Raw genomic sequence first — 18,871 nt, forward strand, 5'->3', positions numbered from 1 at the left:
CGTGGAGAAGCGTCTGATCGCACGCGGTCTCCTGGCCGGCGCCGTGGGCGCTGTGCTGGCGTTTGTTCTCGCCCGCCTGCTCGCCGAGCCCGTGATAGGCCGCGCAATCGACTTTGAGGACGCCCGCACCGAAGCCGCGCATGCGCAGGGCGTGCACGAGCACGGCGTCGAATTGTTCACCCGCGGCGTGCAGGGCAACGCCGGATTGGGTTTCGGCGTGCTGGTTTTCGGCGTCGCCATGGGTGCGCTGTTCGCCGTGGCGTTCTGCGTTGCGTATGCGCGCACGGAAGGCATTGGGGCACGGGGGCTTTCGCTCCGCCTCGCGGCCGGCGCGTTCACCGTGGTGTACCTGGTGCCGTTTGTGAAGTATCCGCCCAATCCGCCGGCCGTCGGTCAGGTGGACACGATCGGATCGCGCACCCTGTGGTATCTGGCGACGGTGCTGGCGTCGGTGGCGCTGGCGATCGCGGCGGTGTGGTTGGGCCGGCAGATCTCGGCGCGACTTGGCGCGTGGAAAGCCGGGCTGACCGCGGCCGCCGCCTACGTGGTGGCGATGGCCCTGATCATGCTGATATCGCCGGCTATTGCCGAGACACCCGCGGGCTTCCCCGCCGATGTTCTCTACGAATTCAGGTTGGTCGCTGTGGGCACGCAGCTGGTGCTGTGGGCAACCATCGGGCTGGTGTTCTCGGTGCTCGCGGGCCGGCTGCTGGGTGAGCGAGCTGAGGCCGCGCGAGCCACATGACCGAGGTCGTCCGGCTGACCTTGGTGTCGCACGGCATGACCGACGCCATGGCAGCCGGACGTTTCCCTGTCGACGAGCCGCTCAACGACATCGGCCGTCGCCAGGTCGAAGCCCTCGATGTCAGGGGCGGAACCCGCCAACTTGCGGCACCCGAGCTGCGCGCGCGGCAGACCGCGCAGCTGCTGGGTCTACGAGCCATGACGGAGCCGCGGCTGGCCGACCTCGATTGCGGACGGTGGCGTGGCGAAACCCTGGAGGGCGTCGCCGCCGAAGAGTTACGGGTGTGGCTGACCGATCCGGCTCGAGCGCCACACGGCGGAGAGTCGATCGTCGACCTCATCGACCGGGTGGCCGGATGGCTGGCGTCGCTCACAGGCAACACGGTGGCGGTCACACATCCAGCGGTGATTCGCGCGGCGATCGTGCGGGCGCTTGATATCCCGTCAAAATCCTTCTGGCGCCTCGATATTAGGCCGCTAAGCCGCAGTGTCCTACACTCCCGCGGGCAATGCTGGACGTTGCGGCTCTAGCTATTTCGGCGCCACCAGCGCGAAGACCTGCTTGGCGACCTGTAGCATCCAGCCGGTCACCGTGGGTCCGTGATCGCGTGGCCAGTTCAGCTGGAAGCTCACCACCCACGGCTGGCCTGCTTTGTCGACGGCGTACCAGCTGAACGTCAGATCCCCCGGCAGGCCACCGGCTTTCGCGCCGATGTAGGGCCATTTGTTGCGATCCAATTGGATGCCCGCGACGGCCGACAGGATCCGCCGAACGGGTGCGGCCTCGCCGACCGCGTCGGCCTGCAGCGCCGCGTGCACCCGGCAGATATCCTCGGCGTTGCCATACCACTCCGCGCCGTAACTGGAGGCCGGGGTGTGGGCACGGGTTGGATCGGGTTGGTAGGGAGTCGAATTCGCTTGCCGCAGCAATTGGGCACGAGCCTGTGGCGACGCCTGTCTCCATTGTTCGCGCAGATCCGGTTGACCCCAGCCGACGGAGAACAGCTCGTACATCGTGGGGAAGGGCGTCATGCTGGCCGGATCGTGGTGGCCGGCCGTGGCCAGCGCTTCCTCGATGGCGTGCGTGCCCAGCCTTTCGATCAGCAGGTCGGTGGCCATGTTGTCACTGGTGGCGATCATCTTTTCGGCCGCCGTGCGAACCGAAACATGGTCTCCGGGAGACAGTTCCAAGCCGGACGAGCCCACGGCCTTACTCTTGGCGGTGACGGTCAGCCGGTCGTCCCACGACACCGTCCCGCCGCGGACCGCGCCCGCCAGCGCATGCAACACGTACAACTTGAAAATCGATGCCAGCGGCAGAGATTCGCCGGTATTGGTGCCCGCCACCGGGTCGCAGCGACCGTTATCCACCTTGGCCACCTGATAGGAGTAGCGGGCGCCGGTCTTGCTCAACACGGCGTCGACGTCGTGCCACGAGGTGATCGATGGCGGCGGCAGCGTCTCGAGGTCGAACCGGTCAACCCGGCCGTCGTCGTCGGTGTGGATCCGGATGTCCTGCCGCGCGCCGTAGGAGGAGACGAGGTGCAGGGTGGCGACGCTGGCGCTGATATCCACGCCATCGAGGGCGAAGGGACGATCCCACCATAGCCCTTCCATGATGGTTTCGACCGAGCCGACGTTATCGGGCGCGGCCAGCGTGCGCACGCCGACCGGGCCGATGGGCCAGTCAGAGTTGAGCATGTCCAAGGTCTGCTGGGCCCGCAGCCCGGGCGGAGTCCTGGTGTCGATTGGGTGCCCCGCGTTCGCCGCGTTCGCGGGCGGGGTGGGCGAGGGGGCACAACCCGTGGCCAGGGTCACCACCAGTGCGGTTGCCGCACTCAACGCCACCGCGCGGCGCCGCGCCCGGGGCCGGCTACGCTGTCTCGCCGGACCCGGCAACGTCGAGCACAACCTCGAATTCGAGCAGCGACGCGCCGGTCGCCACGGGGTTCGCTCGGTGTCCAGCATGGGCTTCGAGGGCGGGCCCAGTCGCCCACGCCTGGAATGCTTCATCGGACTCCCAGTGTGTCACCACGAAGTAGCGGTCTTCGCCCTTGATCGGACGCAGCAGCTGAAACCCGAGGAAGCCGGGTTGGTTTTCTACCGCGTGCGCGCGATGGGCGAACCGCTTTTCGAGTTCGGGGCCGGCATCGGCCGGCACTTCGATTGCGTTGATCTTCACCACTGGCGGCATTCCGCTAGGCTACCGTGCCCGGCATGCCCACCGACCTGTTGACCCTTCGCGGCGGCCGGGGCGAACCGCTGATCTTGGTGCACGGCCTGATGGGCCGGGGCACCACGTGGTCGCGTCAGCTGCCGTGGCTGACCCGCTGGGGTGCGGTGTACACCTACGACGCGCCGTGGCACCGGGGCCGCGACGTCGCCGATCCGCACCCGATCAGCACCGAACGTTTCGTCGCCGATCTGGGTGATGCCGTGATCGCGCTGGGCGTGCCGGTCAGGCTGGTCGGACATTCGATGGGCGCTTTGCACTCGTGGTGTCTGGCCGCCGAGCGTCCGGATTTGGTTTCGGCGTTGGTGATCGAGGACATGGCGCCGGATTTCCGCGGGCGCACCACCGGTCCGTGGGAGCCGTGGCTGCACGCCCTGCCGATCGAATTCGATTCTGCCGAACAAGTATTCGCCGAATTCGGGACGGTGGCCGGCCGGTACTTTCTGGAGGCCTTCGACCGCACCGCCACCGGCTGGCGGCTCCACGGTCACACCGAGCGATGGGTCCAGATCGCCGCCGAGTGGGGGACCCGCGACTACTGGGCCCAGTGGCGGGCGGTGAGCTCGCCGGCGCTGCTCATCGAGGCCGGCAATTCGGTCACACCGCCGGGCCAGATGCGGCAAATGGCTGAAAGAGAGGGCGCGACGACATATTTGCGTGTGGCCGACGCCGGCCACCTGGTGCATGACGAGGCGCCGGAGGTTTACCGGCAGGCGGTCGAGTCATTCCTGGCGGCGAAAAAGGCGTGAGGAGACCGCGATGGCGATACGATCGGCGTCTGGCCTGGTCCCGGTGGGAGGTGGCAGATGTCTCTTATGACCGCAGTCCCCGACGCCCTGGCGTCAGCGGCCTCGGATGTGGCCGGTATCGGTTCGGCGCTTAGCTCGGCGAACGCCGCGGCGGCGGCCCCGACCACGGCGTTGCTGGCCGCGGCCGAGGACGAGGTGTCGGCGGCCGTCGCGGCGGTGTTCGGCGCGCACGCCCTCGAGTACCAGGCGCTCAGCGCCCAGGCGGCGGCCTTTCACCGGCAGTTCGTGCAGGCGTTGTCGTCCGGCGCGGCGTCATATGCCGGCGCCGAGGCGCTCAACGTCCAACAGGTGCTGTTGGACGCGATCAACGCGCCCACCCAAACGCTGCTAGGGCGCCCGCTGATCGGCAACGGCGCCGACGGGGCGCCGGGCACCGGGCAGGCCGGCGGCCCCGGTGGGCTGCTGATTGGCAACGGCGGCAACGGCGGGTCCGGCGTAGCCGGTGTTGGCGGGGCCGGCGGTCGCGGAGGGGCGGCCGGGCTGTTCGGCCGCGGCGGCAACGGCGGCGCCGGCGGGACCAATGCCGCGGGCCCGGGCGGTGCGGGTGGGGCGGGTGGCTCCGGTTGGTTGTTCGGTGACGGTGGTGCCGGGGGAACCGGCGGCGTGGGCACCACCGTCAGCGGCACCGGTGGCGCCGGCGGCAACGGGGCCGTCTTCGGCAACGGCGGGGTCGGCGGGGCGGGCGGCGCCGCCCTCACCGGTGGCCTGGCGGGCAATGGGGGCGCCGGCGGCAACGCCGGGCTGATCGGCGCCGGCGGCGACGGCGGCGCCGGCGGGGTCGGCGCCCCGGGAACGAACGGGGTGAACCCCACGCCCAACCAGATCAGCCAGGCGCCGAACGGCGCCGATGGTGCCCCTCAGATCGGCGGCAGCGGCGGCGCAGGGCTGCCTGGCACCCCGGGCACCGTAGCAGGGCAGGCCGGCGGTGACGGCGGTTTTGGTGGCTTCGGCTCCGCTAGCAGCGCGGGACCCATCAGCGGCGGCAACGGGGGCAACGGAGGCCACGGAGGCGCCGGCGCTGCCGGCGGCAACGGGGGCCGGGGAGGCAATGGCGAAAACTTCGGCACCGGCTGGGCCTACGGCGGCAACGGGGGCAATGGCGGCGACGGCGGGGCCGGCGCCAGGGGTGGTGACGGCGGTGATGGCGGCGGTGGCACCGCGTCGTTCGCCCCGTTCGGTGGCAACGGGATTGGCGGCAACGGTGGTGCCGGGGGTCGCGGCGGCACCGGCGCTGCCGGCGGCGACGGCGGCAACGGCGGCGGCGCGAGCGGCGCCGCGCTGACCCTCATAGGTAGTGGCGGCAACGGGGGCCCCGGCGGGGCCGGGGCCAACAACGCCGGCAGCGGCGGCACCGGCGGTGCCGGTGGCGCCGGTGGGCACGGCGGGCTGCTGTGGGGCAACGGTGGCCACGGCGGCGCCGGCGGCATGGGCGGCATCGGCGGCACCGGCGCCGAAGGCGGCGACGGCGGTAAGGGTGGCACGGGCCTGGTCGGCGGCGATGGCGGCAACGGCGGCGCCGGGGGCGCCGGCGGAAACGGCGGCAATGGTGGCGCCGGCGGCAAGGGTGGCGGTGCCGGAATGTTCGGCCATGCCGGTGTCCACGGCGCCGGCGGCACCGGCGGGGCGGGTGGCGCTGCGGGAACCGGGACGGCCATCAACGGCAATCCCGGCGATCCCGGAGGCTTCGGCGCCGCCGGCGCCGACGGTCAGCCCGGCTAAAACCGCTCGCCCGCCAGCGCGAACCGGCCGTCGCCGGTGCGGGTCACCAGGCCGTCGGCAAGCAGCGACTCCAGCGCCCGGTCACGCTGGGCGCTATCGGTGCGCCAGGCCACGTCCAGCTCGGCGCGGGTGACCGGAGAATCCTTGGTGCGCAACACATCTAGCAACCTGCCGCGGACCTGCCGGTCGGTACCGGCGTACTGCTGGACCCGGCGTGCCGGACCGACAGCGGGCGGATAGCCGGCATCCCGCCATGCGCAGGCGTCAAGTGGGCACAACCCGCAGCGCGGCGACCGGGCCGTGCACACCGTCGCGCCCAGCTCCATCAGCGCCACCGAAAACTTCGGCGCCGCTTCATCATTGGGCAGCAGCGCCAAGACGTCGGCGTGGTCCCGCGAAGCCGACGGCGCACCCGCATCGGCGCGCCCATGCACCGCGCGGGCCACCACTCGTCGCACATTGGTGTCCACCACCGGAACTCGTTGGCGGTAGGCGAAGCAGGCCACCGCTCGTGCGGTATAGCTCCCGACACCCGGCAGGGCCAAAAGGATTCCGACATCGTCGGGAACCACGTCGCCGTGGTCACGCGCGATAACGGTCGCGCATTCGTGCAGGCGCATGGCCCGCCTCGGATAGCCCAGCTTGCCCCACGCGCGCACCACATCGGCGGCGCTGGCCGCCGCGGTGGCCGACGGGGTGGGCCAGCGGCGCACCCAGTCCGGCCAGATCGACAGCACCCGGGCCACCGGTGTCTGCTGCAGCATGAACTCGCTCACCAGGATCTGCCACGCGCTGACGCCGGGCTCTCGCCACGGCAGGTCGCGGCGCGATCGGTCGTACCAGCCGAGAAGATTGGTAACTGGTATGACTCCCGAGCCGGTCACCGGCAGGTCCGGCATTATGTGTGGCATGCCCAACACCAATCCGGTAGCCGCGTGGAAAGCACTCAAAGAGGGTAACGAGCGATTCGTCGCGGGAAAGCCCGAGCATCCCAGTCAGAGCGTTGAGCATCGGGGCAGCCTGGCCGCCGCGCAGAAGCCGACGGCGGTGGTGTTCGGTTGCGCGGACAGCCGGGTGGCCGCCGAGATCATCTTCGACCAGGGCCTGGGCGACATGTTCGTGGTGCGCACCGCCGGCCACGTCATCGACTCGGCGGTGCTGGGCTCCGTCGAGTACGCGGTGACGATCCTCAACGTTCCGCTCGTCGTCGTACTTGGCCATGACAGCTGCGGCGCCGTCAACGCCGCGTTGGCGGCGATCAACGAAGGCAAATTGCCCGGCGGTTACGTGCGCGATGTGGTGGAGCGGGTGGCGCCGTCGGTCCTGTTGGGCCGCCGCGAGGGCCTGACTCGCGTCGACGAGTTCGAGGAACGACATGTGCACGAGACGATGGCGCAGCTCATGGCGCGTTCGACGGCCATCGCGGAGCGGGTGGCGGCCGGCACCCTGGCAATCGTGGGCGTCACGTATCAACTCGACGACGGGCGGGCGGTGCTGAACGATCACATCGGCGACATCGGCGACGAAGCCCGCTCTTAACACGGGGGTTGGTCGGCTAACCGGGCGACACGCCGAGGCGGGTCAAACACGTCGACGTGACCTGGGCCTACGGTGTAAACGTGCTGGATCTGGAACCGCGTGGCCCGCTACCCACGGAGATTTATTGGCGGCGTCGGGGACTGGCCCTGGGCATCGCGGTCGTCGTGATCGGGATCGCGGTCGCCACGGTCGTCGCTTTCGTCAACAGCAGCGCGAAGGCTAAACCCGCCAGCGCCGAGAAGCCGGGCACGGCCCAAGCGCACTCACCCGCCCCCCAGGCGCCGCAGACGCCCCAGCCGGCCGGGCAAACCGGAGGCAACACTGCGGTCGCGCCACCGCAGGGCCCAAATCCGGAGTCCCCCACCCCCACCGCCGCGGTGCAACCGCCGCCGGTGCTCAAGGAGGGGGACGACTGCCCCGACTCGACGCTGGCCGTCAAGGGCCTGACCAACTCGCCTCAGTACTTCGTCGGTGACCAGCCGAAATTCACCATGGTCGTCACCAACATCGGGCTGGTGTCCTGCAAACGCGACGTGGGAGCCGCGGTGCTGGCGGCCTACGTGTATTCCCTGGACAACAAGCGCCTGTGGTCCAACCTGGACTGCGCACCGTCCAACGAGACGCTGGTCAAGACGTTTACGCCGGGTGAGCAGGTGACGACGGCGGTGACCTGGACGGGGATGGGTTCGGCGCCGCATTGCCCGCTGCCGCGGCCGGCGATCGGGCCCGGCACCTACAACCTCGTCGTCCAGCTCGGCAACCTGCGCTCCCAGCCTGTTCCGTTCATCCTGAATCAGCCGCCGCCGCCGCCCGGGCCGGTCCCCGCGCCGGGTGCGCCTGCGGTTGCGCCACCGCCCGAGGCGCCGCCCGCCGCTGCGCCGGCGCCCGTCGGCGGGTAACCAACCTAGTGCTCGGCGATGGTCGACTCGGCCAGCTGCGATAGCCCCTCGCGCACGTGCCGGGCCCACATCGCGCCGATGCCGTCCACCGATTGCAGGTCGCTGGCGCTGGCCGCGAGTAGGCCCTGCAGCGTGCCGAACGCCCGGACCAGCAGATCGACGTGGGCGAACTGCAGCCGGGGAATACCGGCCATCGCGCGATAGCCTCGCGGGCTCAGCGCCGAGTCCTGAGCATCCGCCGTGGTGGGGTATCCGAAAACCTTTGCCAGCGCGCTGAGTTCGAGTAGCTCGACGTCGGACAGGGCGTCCAGCTCGTCGAGGGTGGCGGCGATTTGCGAGTGGGTTGGTGGCTCGGGGTTGGCGTGATAGTCGCGCACGATCAATTCCCGGGCGGTGTCGTTTCCGCCCAGCAGCTCGTCGAGCTGCAGCCGCAGTTGACGCCCGTCGGTACCGAGTTCGACGACGTCGTAGTCGATCGCCACACCGATCCGTCGGACCAGCTCGAGCCGTTGCACCACCGTCATCACATCGCGCAGGGTGACGAAGTCCTCGATTTCGGCCCGGGACAGTTGCCGGCTGACCTCATCGAGCCTGGTCTTGTAGCGTTCCAGGGTCGCGATGGCCTGATTGGCCCGTGACAGGATGGTGGCCGAGTCCGCCAACACGTGGCGCTCCCCGCCGACGTAGACGGTGACGATGTTCATCGAGTGGCTAACCGAGATCACCGGGTAGCCGGTCTGGATCGCGGCCCGCTCCGCCGAGCGGTGACGGGTCCCGGATTCGCCGGTGGGTATCGACGGATCCGGGACCAACTGCACGTTGGCCCGCACGATCCGGCTGCCGTCGGTGGACAGCACGACGGCGCCGTCCATCTTGGCCAGCTCGCGCAGCCGCGTCGGCGCATAGCGCACGTCAAGGGAGAAGCCGCCGTCGCAAATGGCCTCGACGTTCTCGTCGTGGCCGAGCACGATGAGCGCGCCGGTGCGGCCGCGCAGGATGCGCTCTAGGCCATCGCGCAGCCCGGTGCCGGGGGCCAGGCGAGCGACGGTCTCACGCAGCGTCGGACGAGTCACAGCGTGTCATTCTGCTATGGGCGGCCGCCGCGCGACGCGGCAGTGTCCAGCCGATGCGGACCGGCGGGCCTACCGCTGCGATGGTCGGCGATGTCGATCATGTGCTCCAGCGCCGCGACGATGGTGGGTGCGCTCAGCGCCCGCATGCCCGCAGGTATCCCGTCGCAACCCGGCGGGATCAACGCGGTGGTGCACCCCTGCCGGGCGGCCTCGGACAGGCGGCGTTCCATGCCGCTGACCCGCCGCAGGTCCCCGGCCAGACCCACCTCGCCGATCATCACTGCGGTGGTGGGCAGCGGCAGCGCCGTGTACGCCGATGCCAGCGCGATTGCGACCGCGAGATCCGAAGACGGATCGGTCAGCCGCATCCCGCCCACGGTGGACAGGTAGATGTCGTTGACAGCGAGCCTCAGCCTGGCATGCTTTTCCAGCACGGCGGCGATCATCGCGGCCCGGGCATGGTCGATTCCGCTGACGGCGCGCCGCGGTGAGCCGCCGCACGGCGTGGCCAGCAACGCCTGGACTTCCCCGATCAGCGGCCGTTTGCCGTCCAGGTTGACGGTGATCGCGGTGCCGGCGACCGGGGTCGGCCGCTGCTCCAAGAATAGATGCGACGGGTCGGCGACGCCGTCGATTCCGTTGTCGTGCAGGAGGAAACACCCGACCTCGTCGGCCGCGCCGAACCGGTTCTTGATCCCGCGGACCATACGCAACGCGCCGTTGCGGTCGCCTTCGAAATGCAGCACCACGTCGACGAGGTGTTCGAGTGAGCGCGGTCCGGCGATCGCCCCATCCTTGGTGACGTGGCCGACGAGGATCAGGGCGACGCCGTTGGCCTTCGCCGCGGCGGTCAACGCAGCCGTCACCGCCCGCACCTGCGTGACACCGCCGGCGACGCCGTCGGCCTCGCTGGTGGACATGGTCTGCACCGAGTCCACGATCACCAACGCGGGCTGCACTATTTCGATGTGGGCCAGCACCGCATGCAGATCGGATTCGGCGGCCAGGTAGACCTCGCCGCCTCCGCAGCCAATCCGGTCGGCGCGCAGCCGGATCTGGCCGGCGGACTCCTCGCCGGAGACATACAGGACGCGCCGCCCCGACTGAGCCCAGCAGTGGGCGACCTCGAGCAGCAGCGTCGATTTACCCACACCGGGATCGCCCGCGAGCAGCGTCACCGAACCCGGCACCACGCCGCCGCCAAGCACCCGGTCGAGTTCATCGATGCCCGTCGAACGGTGCTGACTCAGGTGCGCCTCAACGCAACTGATCGGAACGGCTCGCCGCGCTGGATCTAGAGGCGCGGCCACCGAACGACGGCCGCCGCCAACGGCGTTGAGCACGGCCACCTCGGCCACGGTGCCCCAGCTGCCGCACTCCAGACAACGTCCCACCCATTTGGCGGACAGATGACGGCATTCGGAGCAGCGGTATTGCGAACGCATGTTGGCCACGCCGCGACCGTATCGGGCGGGTGTGACAAGAGGCGGGGCCGTCCGTTGCCTTGCGCTCGGCGTACGCCGGCTTAGCCGTGGTTGGCCGGCTCCTGCTGCGGGGCCAGTCCGGCCGAAATCGGCACCGTCACGCTGCCCTGCCCGGCCCTCTCGAAATTGAAGGTGAAGTTGTAGGTGAGGCCGTTTGTGATGGGCTTGGTCAAGGTGACGGTCGCCCTGGCGGCTTCACTGGAGCGCAACGGGCCCGGCGCGACGTTCTGGCCGTCTGGCGTGCCAACGAACAACATGCCGCCTGCGGGCAGTCGGGCATCGCCGGTCACCGTCACCGTGCCGATATCACTGGTGATGCCCATCAGTCGGTCCGGCACGTCCGGGGACTGGTTGATGGCCACCAGCACCAGGTCCACCGCACGGCCGGGCCGCAAGAAGTCGCTGGTCTGGACGGCCTGGATGCGGATATCGCGTAGTGCCACGTTGTTGATCGTGACCCTGTTGCCGTTGACAGCTGGCTCCTGAGACGCGGACTGCGAGATCTGGCCGGCCGAACAGCCGCCGAGCGCGACTGCAACCAGGCCGACGACGGTGACCCGGGCGGCCGATGCGGGAAGGCGGATGGGGAGGCGGATCTTGCAGCGGTTCACTCAATGCCTCCTGCTGGCTGGGGACGCTTAGGTGCAACTATGCACAGTAGTAGTAGGGCCCGCCCGACGGTAGACAGGGCCGGGCAAGCCATGGTTTTCCGGTCCTCGGGGACAATGACGTGCCGAATGTGCGCTGGCCGGGGGAGCGGCCGGCCGGGACCGAGCCTGCGTGTCCGCCGTGTGTCGTGCCCGAAAGAACGCCAGGAAGACGACCGCGACGGATCGCCCATTGCACGTCTTGGTCCGTCTGTCAACCCCCAATCTTCACCGGCGGTGCCCCTGACCTGCACCGTTGATGCGCACGTGTGAGGGGGGCGTGTTAGCATGGAGTAACGAAAGGGGCTCGAATCAGATGATTTTCAAGGTCGGTGACACCGTTGTCTACCCACACCACGGTGCAGCGCTAGTCGAGGCGATCGAAACCCGGACCATCAAAGGGGAACAAAAAGAGTATCTCGTCTTGAAAGTGGCGCAGGGCGATCTGACCGTTCGAGTGCCCGCCGAAAACGCCGAGTACGTCGGTGTCCGCGACGTCGTTGGGCAGGAAGGCCTGGACAAGGTCTTCCAGGTGCTGCGTGCCCCGCACACGGAGGAGCCGACCAACTGGTCACGCCGCTACAAGGCCAACCTCGAGAAGCTCGCCTCCGGTGATGTCAACAAGGTGGCCGAGGTAGTCCGCGACCTGTGGCGTCGCGACCAGGAACGCGGCCTGTCCGCGGGCGAGAAGCGCATGCTGGCCAAGGCTCGCCAGATTCTGGTCGGTGAATTGGCGCTGGCCGAGAGCACTGACGACGCCAAAGCGGAGACCATCCTCGACGAGGTTTTGGCCGCCGCCTCCTGAATACTCCGGGGCTCCAGGTGGTCGGGGGTTCGGGCACCGTCGTCGCGGTAGTCGCGGCCGCCGGGTCGGGGGAGCGATTAGCCGCCGGTATGCCCAAGGCGTTCTACCAGCTCGAGGGACAGACCCTGATCGAGCGGGCCGTTGAGTCCCTGCTGGCTTCCGGTGTCGTCGACACCGTTGTCGTGGCGGTACCGACGGACCGCACCGACGAGGCAAAACTGATCCTGGGTGACAAGGCCACCGTCGTGGCAGGGGGGGCGAACCGCACCGAATCGGTGAGCCTGGCCCTCTCGGCCTTGTCCGGAGGACCGGAGTACGTGCTGGTGCACGACGCGGCGCGGGCGCTGACGCCGCCACGGCTGATCGTGCGTGTGGTCGATGCGCTGCGGGCCGGCCATGCCGCCGTCGTGCCCGGGCTTCCGCCCTCTGACACCATCAAGGCTGTGGACGCCAACGGGGTGGTGCTGGGTACGCCGGAGCGGGCTGGCCTGCGCGCGGTGCAGACCCCACAGGGGTTCGCGACCGACCTGCTGATCCGTGCCTACGAACGCGCGGGCGGGGCGGACTTCACCGATGACGCGGCGGTGGTCGAGCATCTCGGCGGCCAGGTTCAGGTCGTCGCGGGTGACCCGCTAGCCTTCAAGATCACCACACAGCTGGATCTCCTGCTGGCCAAAGCGATTGTGCGCGGGTGAACGGGCTGCCCCGGGTCGGTGTGGGTACCGATGTGCACCCGATTGAACCCGGACGGCCGTGCTGGCTGGTCGGGCTGCTGTTCCCGAGCGCCGACGGCTGCGCCGGGCATTCCGACGGTGACGTCGCCGTGCATGCGCTGTGCGATGCCGTCTTGTCCGCCGCGGGGCTTGGCGACATCGGCGACGTGTTCGGGGTCGACGATCCGCGTTGGCAAGGCGTTAGCGGTGCCGACATGCTGCGTCACGTCGTCGAGCTGATCTCGCAGGACGGCTACCGGGTCGGGAATGCTGCCGTACAGGTGATCGGCAACCGACCGAAGATCGGTTGGCGCCGTTACGAGGCACAAGCGGTGCTGTCCCGGCTACTCAACGCGCCGGTATCGGTGTCCGCAACCACCACCGACGGGCTTGGCCTCACCGGGCGCGGGGAGGGCTTGGCGGCCATCGCGACGGCGCTGGTGGTCCCGATCCGGTAGCCCGCTGGCGCCGGATGCGACGCCAGCGCGCAATCGCGGCGCTCGCGGTCCCTGGTCGCGGCAATTGGCCAGGTAAGCTGGCACGTCGTGACCGAGCACGCCCACTTGCGGCTACATGACACGGCAACCGGTGCCGTGCGTGATTTCGTCCCGCTGCGGGCCGGGCACGTCTCCATTTATCTGTGTGGCGCCACCGTTCAGGGCCTGCCGCACATCGGGCATGTCCGCAGCGGCGTGGCCTTTGACATCCTGCGCCGCTGGTTGATCGCCCGGGGCTACGACGTCGCGTTTATCCGCAACGTGACCGATATCGACGACAAGATCCTCAACAAGGCCGCCGCGGCGTGCCGGCCGTGGTGGGAGTGGGCGGCCACCTACGAGCGCGCGTTCACCGCGGCCTACGACGCCCTGGACGTCTTGCCGCCGTCGGCCGAGCCGCGCGCCACCGGGCACATCACCCAGATGATCGAGCTGATGGAACGCCTGATCGACAAGGGTCATGCCTACACCGGCGGCTCCGATGTCTATTTCGACGTGCTCAGCTACCCGGAATACGGCCAACTGTCCGGACACAAGATCGACGACGTCCACCAGGGCGAGGGTGTGGCGACTGGCAAGCGCGACCAGCGCGACTTCACGCTGTGGAAGGGCGCCAAGCCCGGCGAGCCGTCGTGGCCCACGCCGTGGGGCCGGGGTCGTCCGGGCTGGCACCTGGAATGCTCGGCGATGGCCCACGCTTATCTCGGCCCAGATTTCGATATCCATTGCGGGGGAATGGATTTGATATTTCCGCACCACGAAAACGAGATCGCGCAGAGCCGCGCGGCCGGAGACGGGTTCGCCCGCTACTGGCTGCACAACGGGTGGGTGACGATGGGTGGGGAGAAGATGAGCAAGTCGCTGGGCAACGTGCTGTCGATACCCGCGATGCTGGAGCGGGTTCGGCCGGCCGAGCTGCGCTACTACCTGGGCAGCGCACACTACCGGTCGATGCTGGAATTCTCCGAGGCCGCCCTGCAGGACGCGGTCAAAGCCTATGTGGGAGTTGAGGAGTTCCTGCACCGCGTGCGCAGCCGGGTGGGCGCCGTGGCTCCCGGTCAGTGGACCCCGCGGTTCGCCGAGGCGCTCGACGACGACCTCTCGGTCCCGATCGCGCTGGCCGAGATACACCAGACACGCGCGGACGGCAACCGGGCGCTCGACGCCGGTGACCACGAAGCCGCGCTGAAGAGCGCCAGTGCAATTCGCGCCATGATGGGCATCCTGGGTTGCGACCCGCTCGACGAACGTTGGGAATCGCGTGACGAAACGTCGGCCGCGCTGGCGGCGGTCGACGTGCTGGTGCAGGCCGAACTGGAGAATCGGGAAAAGGCTCGCGAGCAACGCAACTGGGCGTTGGCCGACGAGATCCGGAATCGTCTCAAGAACGCCGGCATCGAGGTCACCGATACCGCCGACGGACCGCAGTGGTCGCTGGGTGGTGACCACAAGTAGATGCCCGGCAACTCGCAGCGCCGGGGGGCGGTTCGCAAATCCGGCACCAAGAAGGGTCCGACCGTGGGTTCGGGCGGCCAGCGCCGCCGCGCCCTGCAGGGGCGTGGTCCCACCCCACCGGCGCGCCTGCGGCCCAACCATCCCGCCGCCAAGCGGGCCCACTCCCAGCCGCGCCGGCCTAAGCGCAGCGATGAAACCGAGACCGTGCTCGGCCGCAATCCGGTGCTGGAATGTCTGCGCGCCGGCGTTCCGGCGACCGCGCTCTATGTTGCGCTTGGTACCGAGGCCGACGAGCGGCTGACCGAATCCGTCTCCCGGGCAGCCGATTTGGGCATCGCGATACTCGAGGTGCCACGCGCGGATCTGGACCGGATGACCGCCAACCATCTGCATCAGGGGATTGCGTTGCAGGTGCCGCCATACAACTACGCCCATCCCGACGACCTGCTCGCGGCCGCGCTCGACTCGCCGCCCGCGCTGCTGGTCGCGTTGGACAACATCTCCGACCCGCGCAACCTCGGGGCGATCGTGCGGTCGGTGGCGGCGTTCGGCGGGCACGGCGTGATGATCCCGCAACGCCGTTCGGCGTCGGTGACGGCGGTCGCGTGGCGCACCAGCGCCGGCGCGGCCGCCCGGATTCCGGTGGCGCGGGCCACCAATCTCACTAGGGCGCTTAAGGATTGGGCTGATCGTGGGCTGCGGGTGATCGGACTGGACGCCGATGGTCACACCGCGCTCGACGAATTGGACGGAACGGATCCGCTGGCTGTGGTCGTCGGCTCGGAGGGTAAGGGGCTGTCGCGGCTGGTGCGGCAGACCTGCGACGAGGTGGTGTCCATCCCGATGGCCGGTCATACCGAATCGCTGAATGCTTCGGTGGCCGCCGGCGTGGTGCTAGCCGAAATCGCCCGCCAGCGCAGAAGTTGACTTCTCTGGCCGAGCAGACGCATAAGTACCCGACACGCCGAGGATTTGGGGGCTTTTACGACTGCTCGGCCGCGTTAGGTTAGGCCGAAGTTGCGACGGGTTCTGACGCGGAAGTGTGATGTGACCTGACGTTTCGGGTGTTGAAGCCCTGGTGTTTGTAGTCAGAATACTGGTGTGTTGTGTTGATGATCGTCGCGGTAGGTCGGTTACGATGCTTGGTATGCCGCGCAACATGGGGAAAGTCCACGTAGTCAGAGTCAAGAAGACTCATGTGGATAAGCAGGGGCGGCGGCGTGACTACGAATCGGTGTATCTGCGCCGCACGTTTCGCGACGGCGCCAAAGTGCGGAACGAGACGGTGGCCAACCTGTCGATGCTGCCGGCGGCCTCGATCACCGCGCTGGAGGCGACGCTGAAGGGGCAGGCCCTGATCCCGGCGGGCAGCGAGTTCACCAAGACCCGCTCGCTGCCGCACGGGCATGTGGCCGCGGTGTCGGCGATGGCGCATCGGCTCGGGTTTCCCGCGCTGCTGGGCCCGGCCTGCCGGTCACGCGATGTGGTGTTCGCGTTGATCATCTCGCGGGTGATCCGCCCAGCGTCCAAGCTGTCCACCCTGTCACGGTGGCCCGATACCACGTTGGGTGTCGATCTGGACGTGGCGGGGGCGTCGACCGACGAGATCTACGCGGCGATGGACTGGCTGGCGCACCGCCAAGATGCGATCGAGCGCAAACTGGCCGCCAAACACCTGAGCCCGCAAGCAAACCCGCATCGGATGGCGTTGTTTGACCTGACCAGTTCGTGGGTGACCGGGCGGTGTTGTGAGCTGGCCGCGCACGGGTATTCCCGCGACGGCAAGAAGGGCTGCGCGCAGATCGAGTACGGGGTGCTCACCGACCCCGGCGGACGGCCGGTGGCGGTGCGGGTGGTGCGCGGGGATACCGCCGACCCGGTCGCGTTCACCGAGATCGTCGCCGAACTGCCCGCCACCTTCGGCCTCACCGACCTGGTGCTGGTGGGTGATCGCGGCATGATCACCTCCGCGCGCATCGGCATGCTGCGCGAACTCAACGACAACCCCGACGCCCCAACCGATTTCGGGTGGATCACCGCGCTGCGGGCACCGGCGATCGCCAAACTCGCCCGTGACGACGGGCCACTGCAGATGACCCTGTTCGACACCCAGGACCTGGCCGAGATCGTCCACCCCGACTACCCCGACGAACGGCTCATCGCCTGCCGCAACCCCGCTCTGGCGGCCGAGCGTGCCCGCAAACGCCGCGATCTACTGGACGCCACCGACAAAGAGCTCGCCCGGATCAAGGACCGGGTGGACCGCGGCACCTTGTCCGGCGCCGCCGAGATCGGCAAAGCCCTCGGCAAAGTCAGCGGAAAATACAAGGTGGACAAGCACTTTGTCACCACCATCACCGACACCAGCTTCACCTTCGCACGCAACCAGGCGGCCATCGACGCCGAAGCCGCCCTGGATGGCATCTACGTGCTACGCACCAGCGTTGACCCCGACACCCTCGATGCGGCCGGCGTCGTCGCCGGCTACAAGAACCTGGCCAATATCGAACGCGACTTTCGCATCATCAAAGCCGACGACCTGGATCTGCGACCCATCTATCACCGTCTCGATCAGCGCGTGCGCGCGCACGTGCTGATCTGCCTGCTGGCCTGCTACCTCGTCTGGCACCTACGCAAGGCCTGGGCGCCGCTGACCTTCACCGACGAAACACCACCGGCGCGCGACAACCCGGTCGCGCCCGCGCAACGCTCCGCCGCCGCCAACGCGAAAGCCTCGACAAAACACGACGCCGACGGCAACCCGCTACGCAGCTTCCGCGGCCTGCTCGACCATCTCGGCACCCTCACCCGCGACCGCATCCGCTACCACGACACCGACATCGAAATCGACAAACTCACCGAACCCACCCCCGACCAACGCCGCGCCTTCGACCTCATCGACACCACCATTCCCCTCACCATCGCCGCGTAGCCAGAACAAACACCCACCCGAACCGGCAAAACCCCAGGTAAACCCAAGAAATCACCTAACCCAACAGTCGCAACTTCGGGTTAGGTGCCCAACAATCGCACGCTGACCCACAGCGCGAGCACCGCCACCACCAACGCCGTAGGCACGGTGCACAACCCGAGGCGCGTGTATTCGCCGACCCTGGCCTCGACGTTCTGCTGGCGCAGCACGCTTCGCCACAGCAGATTGGACAGCGAGCCGACGTAGGTCAGGTTGGGGCCGATGTTGACGCCGATCAGCACGGCCAGGACGGCCACCGGCCCGTTAGCGGCGACCAGCGGCATCAACACCAGTGTCGCCGGCAGGTTGTTGACCAGGTTTGCCAGCACGGCGGCCACCGCGGCGATGCCGAGCAGCGCCGGCAGTCCCGAACCGGTCGGCAGCACCGCGCGCATCTTGGCGGTCATCCCGTTGAGCATGACCGCTTGCACGACGACGCCCAGCGCGAGCACGAACACCAGAAACGAGACGTTCGCCGAGCGCCCGATTTCGGCTATCGAGGTGCGTCGGTGCCGTAGGCTTCGCGCTGCCAACACCGCGGCGCCGACCAACGCCGCCCAGGCAGGGGCCACGCCCACCCACTCGGCGAACGCGAACCCGGCAAGCGTGAGAGCAACCACGACCAAGACGAACACCGGTGGACGCGGCGGTGGCCCGAGTTGCTGGGGATCCGGCTCGACCCGCAGATCCCGGGCGAAAAACCACCGGAAGACCACGTACACCGCGGCCACAGCGGCCACCCACGGCAGCGTCATCACGACGGTGAACTTGACGAACGAAATGTCGGCGACGTGGTAGGCGAGCAGGTTGGTCAGATTCGATACCGGAAGCAGCAGCGAGGCCGCGTTGGCCAGGTGGGCGGTGGAGTACGCGTACGGACGCAACGGGGCCCGCAGCCGTCGCACGGTGGCCAGCACCACCGGGGTCATCAACACCACGGTCGCGTCCAGGCTGAGCGCGGCGGTGATGGTTGCGGCGATGACGAACACCTGCCGCATCAGGCCCTGCGACTCGATGTCTCGTCGTGCCATCGCCGCGCCCGCGGCCTCGAACAGGCCTTCGTCGTCGCACAGCTTGGCCAGCACCAGGACCGCACCCAGGAATGCGGCCACCCGAGCCAGTCCGGCCACCTGGGCGGCAGCCTGCTGTAACGAGATCGCGCCGACAGCGATCAGGATGCCGGCTGCCGGGATCGCGGCGAATGCCTCAGGCCACCCCCGCGGCCGCGCGACGGCGAACCCGAGCACGACCGCAAGCAGCAGCAGACTGAGGATCAGGGCCAA

The 18,871-nt window shown here is 68.8% G+C and carries 19 protein-coding genes; 12 read left to right on the forward strand and 7 right to left on the reverse strand.

Translation table 11 applies throughout. From position 1 onward, the window contains the following. Position 1 precedes the first annotated feature (1 nt). Both G6N24_RS23150 and G6N24_RS23155 read left to right on the forward strand, forming a co-directional pair. Positions 2-745, forward strand: a complete 744-nt coding sequence (locus G6N24_RS23150) for a CbtA family protein (RefSeq protein WP_085157082.1) — start codon at positions 2-4, stop codon at positions 743-745. Further along, the gene (locus G6N24_RS23155) at positions 742-1,275 is read left to right on the forward strand and encodes a histidine phosphatase family protein (protein ID WP_085157080.1); all 534 of its coding nucleotides are present in this window, start codon (positions 742-744) and stop codon (positions 1,273-1,275) included. Before G6N24_RS23150 ends, G6N24_RS23155 begins: the two co-directional genes overlap by 4 nt. Here G6N24_RS23155 and G6N24_RS23160 read toward each other — a convergent pair whose 3' ends face one another. Both G6N24_RS23160 and mhuD read right to left on the reverse strand, forming a co-directional pair. After that, a complete protein-coding gene (locus G6N24_RS23160) occupies positions 1,276-2,655 on the reverse strand; it encodes a serine hydrolase (RefSeq protein ID WP_232070653.1) in 1,380 nt (459 codons plus the stop codon). It lies immediately after the preceding gene. Continuing rightward, on the reverse strand, positions 2,618-2,938 hold the full coding sequence (mhuD, locus tag G6N24_RS23165) for a mycobilin-forming heme oxygenase MhuD (protein ID WP_085157074.1): 321 nt from the start codon (positions 2,936-2,938) through the stop codon (positions 2,618-2,620). The genes G6N24_RS23160 and mhuD overlap by 38 nt, the downstream gene beginning before the upstream one ends. 14 nt (positions 2,939-2,952) lie before the next feature. Here mhuD and G6N24_RS23170 point away from each other — a divergent pair, with 14 nt between their 5' ends. Both G6N24_RS23170 and G6N24_RS23175 read left to right on the forward strand, forming a co-directional pair. Further along, on the forward strand, positions 2,953-3,726 hold the full coding sequence (locus G6N24_RS23170; protein WP_139822206.1) for an alpha/beta fold hydrolase: 774 nt from the start codon (positions 2,953-2,955) through the stop codon (positions 3,724-3,726). Positions 3,727-3,783: 57 nt separating this feature from the next. Continuing rightward, positions 3,784-5,505 carry a PE family protein gene (locus G6N24_RS23175; protein ID WP_085157071.1) on the forward strand — a complete coding sequence of 574 codons (1,722 nt, stop codon included), beginning with the start codon at positions 3,784-3,786 and terminating at the stop codon, positions 5,503-5,505. On the opposite strand, the gene G6N24_RS23180 is transcribed toward G6N24_RS23175, so the two are convergent. Beyond that, on the reverse strand, positions 5,502-6,416 hold the full coding sequence (locus G6N24_RS23180) for an HhH-GPD family protein (protein WP_085157068.1): 915 nt from the start codon (positions 6,414-6,416) through the stop codon (positions 5,502-5,504). The genes G6N24_RS23175 and G6N24_RS23180 overlap by 4 nt on opposite strands. On the opposite strand from G6N24_RS23180, the gene G6N24_RS23185 reads away from it, so the two are divergent. Then, entirely contained in the window at positions 6,415-7,044 is a 630-nt protein-coding gene (locus tag G6N24_RS23185) for a carbonic anhydrase (RefSeq protein WP_085157065.1), read from the forward strand. The two genes, G6N24_RS23180 and G6N24_RS23185, sit on opposite strands and share 2 nt — an antisense overlap. 80 nt (positions 7,045-7,124) lie before the next feature. Next, positions 7,125-7,943, forward strand: coding sequence for a hypothetical protein (locus G6N24_RS23190; protein ID WP_139822205.1), 819 nt, complete (start codon positions 7,125-7,127; stop codon positions 7,941-7,943). A 5-nt stretch (positions 7,944-7,948) separates the two neighbouring features. On the opposite strand, the gene disA is transcribed toward G6N24_RS23190, so the two are convergent. The 3 genes from disA to G6N24_RS23205 all read right to left on the reverse strand — a co-directional run bounded on the left by disA (position 7,949) and on the right by G6N24_RS23205 (position 11,111). Then, positions 7,949-9,016: a DNA integrity scanning diadenylate cyclase DisA gene (gene disA, locus G6N24_RS23195; RefSeq protein ID WP_085157059.1), complete on the reverse strand. Its 1,068-nt coding sequence runs from the start codon at positions 9,014-9,016 to the stop codon at positions 7,949-7,951. A 14-nt stretch (positions 9,017-9,030) separates the two neighbouring features. After that, positions 9,031-10,470: a DNA repair protein RadA gene (radA, locus tag G6N24_RS23200; RefSeq protein ID WP_085157056.1), complete on the reverse strand. Its 1,440-nt coding sequence runs from the start codon at positions 10,468-10,470 to the stop codon at positions 9,031-9,033. Positions 10,471-10,541: 71 nt separating this feature from the next. Beyond that, positions 10,542-11,111 (reverse strand): hypothetical protein, encoded by a 570-nt coding sequence (locus G6N24_RS23205; protein ID WP_085157053.1) that lies wholly within the window; start codon positions 11,109-11,111, stop codon positions 10,542-10,544. A gap of 352 nt (positions 11,112-11,463) precedes the next feature. Between G6N24_RS23205 and carD the strand changes: the two genes are divergently transcribed. The 6 genes from carD (at position 11,464) to G6N24_RS23235 (ending at position 17,549) form a co-directional block, all read left to right on the forward strand. After that, positions 11,464-11,952 carry an RNA polymerase-binding transcription factor CarD gene (gene carD / locus G6N24_RS23210; RefSeq protein WP_003419482.1) on the forward strand — a complete coding sequence of 163 codons (489 nt, stop codon included), beginning with the start codon at positions 11,464-11,466 and terminating at the stop codon, positions 11,950-11,952. A gap of 89 nt (positions 11,953-12,041) precedes the next feature. Further along, positions 12,042-12,647 carry a 2-C-methyl-D-erythritol 4-phosphate cytidylyltransferase gene (gene ispD / locus G6N24_RS23215; RefSeq protein ID WP_407938717.1) on the forward strand — a complete coding sequence of 202 codons (606 nt, stop codon included), beginning with the start codon at positions 12,042-12,044 and terminating at the stop codon, positions 12,645-12,647. After that, positions 12,644-13,123 (forward strand): 2-C-methyl-D-erythritol 2,4-cyclodiphosphate synthase, encoded by a 480-nt coding sequence (gene ispF / locus G6N24_RS23220; RefSeq protein ID WP_085157047.1) that lies wholly within the window; start codon positions 12,644-12,646, stop codon positions 13,121-13,123. Before ispD ends, ispF begins: the two co-directional genes overlap by 4 nt. Positions 13,124-13,210: 87 nt before the next feature. Beyond that, positions 13,211-14,617: a cysteine--tRNA ligase gene (gene cysS / locus G6N24_RS23225; protein WP_085157044.1), complete on the forward strand. Its 1,407-nt coding sequence runs from the start codon at positions 13,211-13,213 to the stop codon at positions 14,615-14,617. Then, positions 14,618-15,544, forward strand: coding sequence for a 23S rRNA (guanosine(2251)-2'-O)-methyltransferase RlmB (gene rlmB, locus G6N24_RS23230; protein ID WP_085157041.1), 927 nt, complete (start codon positions 14,618-14,620; stop codon positions 15,542-15,544). A 220-nt stretch (positions 15,545-15,764) separates the two neighbouring features. After that, positions 15,765-17,549 carry an IS1634 family transposase gene (locus G6N24_RS23235; RefSeq protein WP_232070563.1) on the forward strand — a complete coding sequence of 595 codons (1,785 nt, stop codon included), beginning with the start codon at positions 15,765-15,767 and terminating at the stop codon, positions 17,547-17,549. Between the two features lie 80 nt (positions 17,550-17,629). On the opposite strand, the gene G6N24_RS23240 is transcribed toward G6N24_RS23235, so the two are convergent. Beyond that, positions 17,630-18,871, reverse strand: coding sequence for an SLC13 family permease (locus tag G6N24_RS23240; RefSeq protein ID WP_085162386.1), 1,242 nt, complete (start codon positions 18,869-18,871; stop codon positions 17,630-17,632).

The sequence above is a fragment of the Mycobacterium lacus genome, assembly GCF_010731535.1.
Classification (GTDB): domain Bacteria; phylum Actinomycetota; class Actinomycetes; order Mycobacteriales; family Mycobacteriaceae; genus Mycobacterium; species Mycobacterium lacus.

What these genes read in the sequence shown, in the direction of transcription:
- carD (WP_003419482.1), top strand. Translation starts at nt 11,464, where the DNA reads ATGATTTTCAAGGTCGGTGACACCGTTGTCTACCCACACCACGGTGCA.
- ispD (WP_407938717.1), top strand. Translation starts at nt 12,042, where the DNA reads ATGCCCAAGGCGTTCTACCAGCTCGAGGGACAGACCCTGATCGAGCGG.
- G6N24_RS23175 (WP_085157071.1), top strand. Translation starts at nt 3,784, where the DNA reads ATGTCTCTTATGACCGCAGTCCCCGACGCCCTGGCGTCAGCGGCCTCG.
- G6N24_RS23235 (WP_232070563.1), top strand. Translation starts at nt 15,765, where the DNA reads ATGCCGCGCAACATGGGGAAAGTCCACGTAGTCAGAGTCAAGAAGACT.
- G6N24_RS23180 (WP_085157068.1), bottom strand. Translation starts at nt 6,416, where the DNA reads ATGCCACACATAATGCCGGACCTGCCGGTGACCGGCTCGGGAGTCATA.
- rlmB (WP_085157041.1), top strand. Translation starts at nt 14,618, where the DNA reads ATGCCCGGCAACTCGCAGCGCCGGGGGGCGGTTCGCAAATCCGGCACC.
- mhuD (WP_085157074.1), bottom strand. Translation starts at nt 2,938, where the DNA reads ATGCCGCCAGTGGTGAAGATCAACGCAATCGAAGTGCCGGCCGATGCC.
- G6N24_RS23155 (WP_085157080.1), top strand. Translation starts at nt 742, where the DNA reads ATGACCGAGGTCGTCCGGCTGACCTTGGTGTCGCACGGCATGACCGAC.
- G6N24_RS23185 (WP_085157065.1), top strand. Translation starts at nt 6,415, where the DNA reads ATGCCCAACACCAATCCGGTAGCCGCGTGGAAAGCACTCAAAGAGGGT.